The 8935-nt window shown below is 61.9% G+C and carries 10 protein-coding genes and 1 pseudogene; 5 read left to right on the top strand and 6 right to left on the bottom strand.

Features of this window, described 5'->3' with window-relative positions; genetic code table 11:
• The 6 genes and pseudogenes from NV64_RS23415 to pspA all read right to left on the bottom strand — a co-directional run.
• Positions 1-213 (bottom strand): annotated as a pseudogene (locus NV64_RS23415) (TIGR01620 family protein); the annotation flags it as partial.
• Positions 210-1607 carry a YcjX family protein gene (locus NV64_RS11425; protein ID WP_101505951.1) on the bottom strand — a complete coding sequence of 466 codons (1398 nt, stop codon included), beginning with the start codon at positions 1605-1607 and terminating at the stop codon, positions 210-212. The pseudogene NV64_RS23415 and the gene NV64_RS11425, both read right to left, overlap by 4 nt.
• A gap of 31 nt (positions 1608-1638) precedes the next feature.
• Positions 1639-1887 (bottom strand): phage shock protein PspD, encoded by a 249-nt coding sequence (pspD, locus tag NV64_RS11420; protein WP_056238240.1) that lies wholly within the window; start codon positions 1885-1887, stop codon positions 1639-1641.
• Between the two features lie 43 nt (positions 1888-1930).
• Positions 1931-2275, bottom strand: coding sequence for an envelope stress response membrane protein PspC (pspC, locus tag NV64_RS11415; protein ID WP_056238243.1), 345 nt, complete (start codon positions 2273-2275; stop codon positions 1931-1933).
• A complete protein-coding gene (pspB, locus tag NV64_RS11410; protein WP_056238247.1) occupies positions 2272-2499 on the bottom strand; it encodes an envelope stress response membrane protein PspB in 228 nt (75 codons plus the stop codon). Before pspB ends, pspC begins: the two co-directional genes overlap by 4 nt.
• 28 nt (positions 2500-2527) lie before the next feature.
• A complete protein-coding gene (pspA, locus tag NV64_RS11405) occupies positions 2528-3193 on the bottom strand; it encodes a phage shock protein PspA (protein WP_056238250.1) in 666 nt (221 codons plus the stop codon).
• A 173-nt stretch (positions 3194-3366) separates the two neighbouring features.
• On the opposite strand from pspA, the gene pspF reads away from it, so the two are divergent.
• The 5 genes from pspF to NV64_RS11380 all read left to right on the top strand — a co-directional run.
• Positions 3367-4398, top strand: a complete 1032-nt coding sequence (pspF, locus tag NV64_RS11400; protein WP_199177653.1) for a phage shock protein operon transcriptional activator — start codon at positions 3367-3369, stop codon at positions 4396-4398.
• Positions 4399-4715: 317 nt separating this feature from the next.
• A complete protein-coding gene (gene sapA, locus NV64_RS11395; RefSeq protein ID WP_056238251.1) occupies positions 4716-6350 on the top strand; it encodes an ABC transporter substrate-binding protein SapA in 1635 nt (544 codons plus the stop codon).
• Positions 6347-7312 carry a putrescine export ABC transporter permease SapB gene (sapB, locus tag NV64_RS11390; protein ID WP_056238254.1) on the top strand — a complete coding sequence of 322 codons (966 nt, stop codon included), beginning with the start codon at positions 6347-6349 and terminating at the stop codon, positions 7310-7312. The genes sapA and sapB overlap by 4 nt, the downstream gene beginning before the upstream one ends.
• Positions 7299-8189, top strand: a complete 891-nt coding sequence (gene sapC / locus NV64_RS11385; RefSeq protein WP_056238256.1) for a putrescine export ABC transporter permease SapC — start codon at positions 7299-7301, stop codon at positions 8187-8189. Before sapB ends, sapC begins: the two co-directional genes overlap by 14 nt.
• Positions 8189-8935: ATP-binding cassette domain-containing protein (locus tag NV64_RS11380; RefSeq protein WP_233208969.1), on the top strand; the 747-nt coding region annotated here is incomplete at its 3' end. The genes sapC and NV64_RS11380, both read left to right, overlap by 1 nt.

Here is an 8935-nt window from a genome sequence, read left to right as displayed (position 1 = left end):
AATGCGGCGCCACAGGCTGCGCTTCGGACGCAGCGCCGCTTCAACCGCCTGCTCGCCCGCGCCTTCGGCGGCCAGCACCTCGTCATCCGGCTCAGCCGCTACGACAAAATCCGGCTCCCCGGCGTTAAACGCCTGCGACGGCCGCAGCTGCGGCTCGGGCTTATCCTGCAGCGGGCTGGCAAAATCAACCCGCGGTTTGATCGGTGTGCTCATCGCAGCTTATCTCCCAGTAAAAATTCCAGCGCGGCATCCAGGCGGATATGCGGCAGCGGCCGGTCAATGTCCAGCGGCTGCGGCCGGAACTGTTCAAAATGAAACCCCTGCTGCTGCCAGAACGCCTGGCCGGGCAGGCGCGGCGGCACGTCGCCCGGGTAGACGGTCAGCGGCGCGTTATCGTCCAGCCGGTGGCCGCGCAGCGCCGGAACCCGCTCGCCGTTATGCTCAACGTGGCCGCTTTGCGTCGCCTGCACCGCGGCCAGGCCAAGGCACTCCATGCTGATGCCTTCGAACGCGGCATTCTGCCAGGCGTCCTGCACCAGCTGCTGTAGCAGCGACACCAGGTTGGCGTGTTGATCGACGGTAACGTGGTCAGATTTGGTGGCGGCGAACAGCAGCCGGTCGATAACCGGTGAGAACAGGCGGCGGAACAGCGTGCGCTGGCCGTAAGAGAAGCTTTGCATCAGCTGGGTCAGCGCCAGCCGCATATCGTTAAACGCCTGTGGCCCGCTGTTAAGCGGCTGCAGGCAGTCAACCAGCACCACCTGCCGGTCAAAGCGCAGGAAGTGATTTTTATAGAAGCCTTTCACCACGTGCTGACAGTAGTAGTGGTAACGGGCGCGCAGCATGCCGATATTGCTGCCGGCGTCGGCCTGCATCAGCTGGCTTTCGCTGCCCTCACCGATCTGCGGCCACGGGAAGAACTGCAGCGCCGGCGCACCGGCCATCTCCCCCGGCAGCACAAAGCGCCCCGGCTGGATAAAGTGCAGCCCTTCCCGCTTGCAGTGCTGCAGGTATTCGGTCCAGGCGGCGGCGATCTCCGCCAGGCGGTTTTCATCGGCGGGGGCGAATGGATCCAGCCCGGCCACCAGCTGCTGCCAGCGCTGCGCCCACGCCGCGCGGTCGCCGTGCAGCAGGCCGGTCATCTGCCGCGACCAGCTCAGGTAGTCCTGCGCCAGCATCGGCAGGTCGAGCAGCCACTCGCCGGGGTAGTCAACGATCTCAAGGTAGAGCGTCGAGGTGTCTTTGAAATGGCGCAACAGCGAGTCACGCGAACGGAAGCGCAGCGCCAGCCGCGTTTCGCTGACGCCACGGGTTGGCACCGGCCAGGCGGGCGGATCGCCGTACAGCTGCGCCAGCCCCTCATCGTAGCTGAAACGGGGGATCCCGAGATCGCGCTGCGGCACGCGCTTAACCCCCAACAGCCGCCCTTCGCGCACGGCGCTGAACATCGGCAGCCGCGCGCCGTTGTTGACCTGCAAAAGTTGATTGACCAGTGAGGTAATAAAAGCGGTTTTGCCGCTGCGGCTTAAACCGGTAACGGCCAGCCGTAAATGGCGATCCACGCCGCGGTTGACCAGAGACAGTAGTTCAGTTTGCAGTCGTTTCATCTGTGCCCGGGCACCTCCGTTTAAATTTTCCTTATTTTAACACAGTGTCCGCCGGGGCGTTTTTTAGCCAGCGGCCGGCAATGCCGCGCATCGCCCGGCGCAGCAGCGGTTCCAGCGCCCAGGCAAGCAGGATCCTGAGCGGCCGGCGGGCCACCGACTTCACCGCCCAGCCGCTGATGCCGGCCGGGCCGGCAGTAATGGCGGTGAGCAGGATAAATTTTCCGGCCTTCTTCATTGCCGGCGCGGCCTGCTGCCGCGCAACCTGTTGCCACTGACGCATAGATTTCTCCCGTTGCTGGCGGAGCCGTGGCTCCGCGATGCGATTACAGCTGGCTGAACCGGCTGCGCACGCTGAAGGTCTCGGAGGTGACGTAGCGCTCAACGTCCCGCAGACGCTGCTCACCCCGCTGCAGCTCGTTGCCGAGCTGGTTTAACAGTTGCCCGGCGTTCAGCTGCGCCGCCTGCTGCTCCTGCGGCATCTCGTCCAGCACCCACGCCAGCACGAAGTAGGCGATCAGGGTGAACATAAACAGTCCGAAGATCATCGACAGCACCACGATCACCCGCACCAGCCGCACCGGAATATCCAGGTACTGCGCGATACCGGCGCAGACGCCTTTGATTTTACCCTGCGCCGGAATGCGCCAGAGCTTTTTCCCGTTGCTCATGGCTGCCTCCAGTTCGGGTGTTCGGCGTCAAGAATGGCTTCCAGCGCCTGGATGCGGTCGGTCATCTTTTTCGCCTCCAGGTTCAACTGCTGCAGACGCTGCAGATCGCCCTGCGACAGGGCGGCCCCGCTGCTCTGCCGGTTGCTGTAGTGCAGCCACAGCCAGATCGGCGCGACGAACAGTACAAATATCGTCAGGGGGATGGCTAAAAATAACGCGCTCATTCACTCTCCTTATGCACAGGGGTGCGGATTACTGGCCCGGGTTCATTCTGGCCTTCAGCGCGGCCAGCTGCTGGCTGATTTCATCGTCGGCCTGCAGATCGGCAAACTGCTGATCGAGACTTTTCTTTTTACCAAAGCTGTGGCTTTCCGCTTCGGCTTCCATATGGTCGATGCGGCGCTCAAAGGACTCGAAGCGGGCCATTGCCTGGTCCAGCTTACCGCTGTCCAGCTGACGACGCACGTCGCGGGATGACGAAGCCGCCTGGTGGCGCAGGGTCAGCGCCTGCTGGCGCGCGCGGGTCTCACCGAGTTTACTTTCCAGCTCGCCGATCTCGCCTTTCATCCGCGTCAGGCTCTCTTCCACCTGGTCGGCTTCCTGCTGCAGCAGCGCGATCAGCTCGGTCAGCTTCTGCTTTTCGATCAGCGCGGCGCGGGCCAGATCGTCTTTCTCTTTACGCAGCGCCAGTTCGGCTTTTTCCTGCCATTCGCTCTGCTGGAGTTCCGCCTGCTCAATGCGGCGCAGCAGCTGTTTTTTCTCGGCCAGCGCGCGGGCGGAGGTGGAGCGCACTTCCACCAGCGTGTCTTCCATTTCCTGAATCATCAGTCGCACCAGCTTCTGCGGATCTTCTGCTTTTTCCAGCAGCGAGTTGATGTTGGCGTTAACGATGTCAGCAAAGCGTGAAAAAATTCCCATAAGTCAGTTCCTCTTTAACAACGGTATCAGGCAGAATGCCGTCCGGTCTGCATAACACCATTCAAAATCCGTGCCAGTTTTTATGTTATTGATTTTAAATAAACATTACGCTTTACAGATTTCCACCGCCCGACTAGATTAGTGATTATCACTAACAGATGGCGAAATTCATCATGTCTGAACGCGCAGAGACCCTGCTGGGTGAGTCGAATAACTTTCTTGAGGTGCTGGAGCAGGTTTCCCGGCTGGCTCCGCTGAATAAACCGGTGCTGGTGGTCGGTGAGCGCGGTACCGGCAAGGAGCTGATTGCCAGCCGCCTGCACTACCTCTCCGACCGCTGGCAGGGGCCGTTTGTCTCGCTCAACTGCGCGGCGCTGAACGAAAACCTGCTCGACTCCGAGCTGTTTGGCCATGAGGCCGGGGCGTTTACCGGCGCGCAAAAGCGCCATCTGGGCCGTTTTGAGCGCGCAGACGGCGGCACCCTGTTCCTGGATGAGCTGGCTACCGCGCCGATGCTGGTGCAGGAAAAACTGCTGCGGGTGATCGAGTACGGTCACCTGGAGCGGGTTGGTGGCAGCCAGCCGCTACAGGTCAGCGTGCGGCTGGTGTGCGCCACCAATGACGATCTGCCGCTGCTGGCCAGCCAGGGAAAGTTCCGCGCCGACCTGCTCGACCGGCTGGCCTTTGACGTGGTGCAGCTGCCGCCGCTGCGCCAGCGGCGCGGCGACATTCTGGTGATGGCGCAGCACTTTGCGATACAGATGTGCCGCGAACTCGGGCTGCCGCTGTTTGCCGGTTTTACCCCGGCGGCGGAGCAGACGCTGCTGGCGTATCGCTGGCCGGGCAACGTGCGCGAGCTGAAGAACGTTGTGGAACGCTCGGTGTACCGCCACGCCAGCGCCGAGCAGCCGCTCGACCACATTATTCTCAATCCGTTTGCCGCCAGCAATTCCGCAGCGGCGCAGGATCGGGCCGCGCAGACAGAACCGGCGGCAGACCTTCCAGCCGAGGCTGCGGCGGCAGGGTTACCCCAGCTGCCGCTGGATCTGCGCCGGTGGCAGCATCAGCAGGAGCAGGCGCTGGTTACCGCCAGTCTGCAGCAGGCACGCTTTAACCAGAAGCGCGCCGCGGAGCTGCTTGGCGTAACCTATCATCAGTTCCGCGCGATGCTGAAAAAACACGATATTCAGGTGACTGAAGAGTAACAGGCGAAAAAAAACCCGCACAAGGCGGGCTGAAAAAATACTGGAAGCAATGTGAGCAATGTCGTGCCCCTCCCCGGTAGAGCCACCGGTGAAGCGCAGATGAATAATAATCATTCTCACTCCGATCTGTAAAGCCATTTGTTGAGAATTTTTCTCATCTCCACAGCAATTATGGGCGTATTTCATCCAGCACGTCGCGTAACCGGAGAATATTCTGACGGCTCGCGGTGGATTTTAACGCAGTTATCCCGGTGGGCTTTGGGTACGCACGCAGAGTGCTGTACACTGTGTTTATTGTCTGAAATATCAGAAGAGTTATGCGCCCACTATTCATCACCCTGCTTCTCTGCCTGAGCGTGCTTAGCGCCCCGGCACGATCCGCAACGCCCGGCGATATTCGTCAGAGCGGCTTTGTCTATTGCGTTAACGGCATGATAAATACCTTTAACCCGCAGATGGCCAACAGTGGCCTGGTGGTGGATACGCTCGCCGCGCAGCTTTACGACCGCCTGCTGGACGTTGACCCCTATACCTACCGGCTGGTGCCGGAACTGGCGGCAAGCTGGGAAGTGCTGGACAACGGTGCCACCTACCGTTTTCACCTGCGGCAGAACGTGCCCTTCCAGAAAACCCGCTGGTTCACCCCCAGCCGGAAGATGAACGCCGACGACGTGGTGTTCAGCTTTGGGCGCATGTTTAACCGCCAGCACCCGTGGCATAACGTCAACGGCGGCAGCTACCCCTATTTCGACAGCCTGCAGTTCGCCGACGCGGTGCAGAGTGTGAAAAAAATCGATAAGTATACGGTTGAGTTTCGCCTGAACAGCCCGGATGCCTCGTTCCTCTGGCACCTTGCGACCCACTATGCGCCGGTGCTGTCGGCTGAGTACGCCGCGCGTCTGGACCAGACCGACCGCCAGGAGACGCTGGACCGCCAGCCGGTGGGCACCGGGCCGTTTATGCTTGAGGAGTATCGCGCCGGGCAGTATATCCGCCTGCAGCGTAATCCGGCTTACTGGAAAGGCGTGCCGCGTATGCAGCAGGTGGTGGTCGACCTCGGTGCCGGCGGCACCGGGCGCCTGTCCAAACTGCTGACCGGCGAGTGTGACGTGCTGGCCTATCCGGCGGCCAGCCAGCTGTCGATCCTGCGCGACGATCCGCGCCTGCGGCTGACGCTGCGCCCGGGTATGAGCATCGCTTATCTGGCGTTTAACACCCGTAAAGCTCCGCTGGACCGGCCGGAGGTGCGCCAGGCGCTGGCGCTGGCGATCAATAATGAACGGTTGATGGAGTCAATTTATTACGGCACCGCCGAGACCGCCGCGACGATCCTGCCGCGCGCCTCCTGGGCCTACGATAACGACGCCCGCGTCACGCCGTATAATCCACAGGCCTCGCGCGAGGCGCTGAAGTCACTGGGGGTGGAGGATCTGCACCTGACGCTGTGGGTCCCTTCCGCTTCGCAGGCGTGGAACCCCAGCCCGATGAAAACCGCCGAACTGCTGCAGGCCGACCTGGCGCAGGTGGGCGTTAAGGTCACCATCGTACAGGTTGAGGGGCGTTTTCAGGAAGCCCGGCTGATGGAGATGAATCACGACCTGACGCTGACCGGCTGGGCCACCGACAGTAACGACCCGGACAGCTTCTTCCGCCCGCTGCTGAGCTGCGCGGCGATCGCCTCGCAGACCAACTACGCCCACTGGTGCAACTCCGGCTTCGACGAGCTGCTGCACAAGGCGCTGCTCTCACAACAGCTGGCGAACCGCATTGAATATTACGACCAGGCGCAGACGCTGCTCTCCCGCGAGCTGCCGGTGCTGCCGCTGGCCTACTCGCTGCGCCTGCAGGCCTATCGCTACGATATCAAAGGACTGGTACTGAGCCCGTTCGGCAACGCCTCGTTTGCCGGCGTGTACCGTGAAGCCGACGGCGCAGAGGAGCACCCACGATGATTATCTACACCCTGCGCCGGCTGGTGCTGTTCATGGTCACGCTGTTTATGCTGACGCTGGTCGGCTTCAGCCTCAGCTATTTTACCCCGCACGCCCCACTGCAGGGCGCGTCGCTATTTGACGCCTGGCTGTTCTGGTTTAAAGGCATCGTGCAGCTCGATTTTGGCGTCTCCAGCATTAACGGCCAGTCAATCAACCAGCAGCTGCGTGAGGTGTTTCCGGCCACCCTGGAGCTGTGCTTTATGGCCTTTGCGCTGGCGATGCTGGTCGGCATCCCGCTGGGGATGGTCGCCGGGGTGATGCGCAACAAGTGGCAGGATAAGGCGATCAGCGCCGTGGCGCTGCTCGGTTTCTCGGTGCCGGTGTTCTGGCTGGCGCTGCTGCTGACGCTGTTCTTCTCACTGAACCTGGGCTGGCTGCCGGTCTCCGGCCGTTTCGATCTGCTCTACCCGGTGCAGAACGTCACCGGCTTTGCGCTGATTGACGCCTGGCTGAGTGATTCGCCGTGGCGGCATGAGATGATCCTCAGCGCGCTGACCCATATGGTGCTGCCGGTCACCGCGCTGGCGGTGGCCCCGACCACCGAAGTGATCCGCCTGCTGCGCATCAGCACCCGGGAAGTGATGGAGAAGAACTATGTCAAAGCCGCCGCCACTCGCGGTTTGTCCCTGTTCACCATTATCCGCCGCCACGTGCTGCATAACGCGGTGCCACCGGTGATCCCGCGCCTCGGGCTGCAGTTCTCCACCATGCTGACGCTGGCGATGATCACCGAGATGGTGTTCAGCTGGCCCGGTCTCGGCCGCTGGCTGATCGGCGCCATCCGTCAGCAGGATTACGCCGCCATCTCCGCCGGCGTGATGGTGGTCGGTGCGCTGGTGATCGCGGTCAACGTGCTGGCCGATATTCTCGGTGCCATGCTGACGCCATTGAAGCATAAGGAGTGGTATGCCCAGCGATAACGTCTACTCTGAACAGCGTCAGCCCAGCCCGCTGCGCTACACGTGGGGGCTATTCTACCGCGATACCACGGCGATGGTGGGCTTTTATGCCTTTATCGCGCTGCTGCTGCTGTGCCTGGCCGGCGGCCTGCTGGCCCCCTATGATATAGACCAGCAGTTTTTAGGCTTCCAGCTGCTGCCGCCGTCGTGGTCACACTACGGCGACGTGTCGTTTTTCCTCGGCACCGACGATCTCGGCCGCGACCTGCTGAGCCGGCTGTTAAGCGGCGCGGCACCCACCGTCGGTTCGGCGATACTGGTGACGCTGGCGGCGGCGTTCTGTGCCATGCTGCTGGGGGTGCTGGCCGGGCTGACCCGAGGTTTACGCTCGGCGGTGCTCAACCATATCCTCGATACGCTGCTGTCGATCCCGTCGCTGCTGCTGGCAATTATCGTGGTGGCGTTTCTGGGTCCGCGTCTGGAGCATGCGCTGCTGGCGGTGTTCCTCGCGCTGCTGCCTCGGCTGGTGCGCGCCATTTACAGTGCGGTACACGACGAGCTGGAGAAAGAGTACGTGGTGGCGGCCCGGCTGGACGGTGCCAGCAGCCTCGATATACTCTGGCACGCTATCCTGCCGAATATTCTGGCACTGTTGATCACCGAATTTACCCGCGCGCTGTCGATGGCAATCCTCGACATTGCGGCCCTGGGCTTCCTCGATCTCGGCGCGCAGCTGCCCTCGCCGGAGTGGGGAGCGATGCTCGGCGATTCGCTGGAGCTGATCTACGTGGCCCCGTGGACGGTGATGCTACCGGGCGCGGCGATTATGCTAAGCGTGCTGATCGTTAATCTGCTGGGCGACGGCATCCGCCGCGCCATCGTTGCGGGGGTGGAGTAATGCCGCTACTGGACATTCGTAATCTGACCATTGAGTTTATGACCGCTGACGGCCCGGTAAAGGCGGTGGACCGCGTCAGCATCACCCTGACGGAAGGTGAGATCCGCGGCCTGGTCGGCGAGTCGGGTTCAGGAAAAAGCCTGATTGCCAAGGCGATCTGCGGCGTGACCAAAGACAACTGGCGGGTAACGGCGGACCGCATGCGCTTTGACGATATCGACCTTCTGCACCTGTCGCCGCGCGAGCGGCGTAAGATCATTGGTCACAATATTTCGATGATTTTTCAGGAACCACAGTCGTGCCTCGATCCGTCAGCACGCGTCGGCACCCAGATTAAGCAGGCCATTCCCGGCTGGACCTGGAAAGGCCGCTGGTATCAGCGCTTTCGCTGGCGTCACCGCCGCGCCATCGAGCTGCTGCACCGGGTGGGCATTAAAGATCATAAAGACATCATGCGCAGCTACCCTTATGAGATCACCGAGGGGGAGTGCCAGAAGGTGATGATCGCCATTGCGCTGGCCAACCAGCCGCGCCTGCTGATCGCCGACGAGCCCACTAACGCCATGGAGCCGACCACTCAGGCGCAGATTTTCCGCCTGCTGACGCGGCTTAATCAGAATAACAACACCACCATTTTGCTGATCAGCCACGACCTGCAGATGCTCAGCCAGTGGGCCGACCGCATCAACGTGATGTACTGCGGGCAGACGGTGGAGTCGGCGGCCAGCGACGCGCTGATCGCCGCG

This window comes from Erwinia sp. B116, from assembly GCF_002865965.1.
Taxonomy (GTDB): domain Bacteria; phylum Pseudomonadota; class Gammaproteobacteria; order Enterobacterales; family Enterobacteriaceae; genus Erwinia.
Note: the sequence above shows the minus strand (reverse complement) of the source record. Positions and strands in the feature narration are given on the sequence as shown.

Bases quoted from the DNA above. Each gene is read 5' to 3' on its own strand.
- pspD (WP_056238240.1), bottom strand. From the start codon at position 1,887: ATGCGTCAGTGGCAACAGGTTGCGCGGCAGCAGGCCGCGCCGGCAATG.
- pspB (WP_056238247.1), bottom strand. From the start codon at position 2,499: ATGAGCGCGTTATTTTTAGCCATCCCCCTGACGATATTTGTACTGTTC.
- sapA (WP_056238251.1), top strand. From the start codon at position 4,716: ATGCGCCCACTATTCATCACCCTGCTTCTCTGCCTGAGCGTGCTTAGC.
- pspF (WP_199177653.1), top strand. From the start codon at position 3,367: ATGTCTGAACGCGCAGAGACCCTGCTGGGTGAGTCGAATAACTTTCTT.
- pspC (WP_056238243.1), bottom strand. From the start codon at position 2,275: ATGAGCAACGGGAAAAAGCTCTGGCGCATTCCGGCGCAGGGTAAAATC.
- NV64_RS11425 (WP_101505951.1), bottom strand. From the start codon at position 1,607: ATGAAACGACTGCAAACTGAACTACTGTCTCTGGTCAACCGCGGCGTG.
- sapC (WP_056238256.1), top strand. From the start codon at position 7,299: ATGCCCAGCGATAACGTCTACTCTGAACAGCGTCAGCCCAGCCCGCTG.
- sapB (WP_056238254.1), top strand. From the start codon at position 6,347: ATGATTATCTACACCCTGCGCCGGCTGGTGCTGTTCATGGTCACGCTG.
- pspA (WP_056238250.1), bottom strand. From the start codon at position 3,193: ATGGGAATTTTTTCACGCTTTGCTGACATCGTTAACGCCAACATCAAC.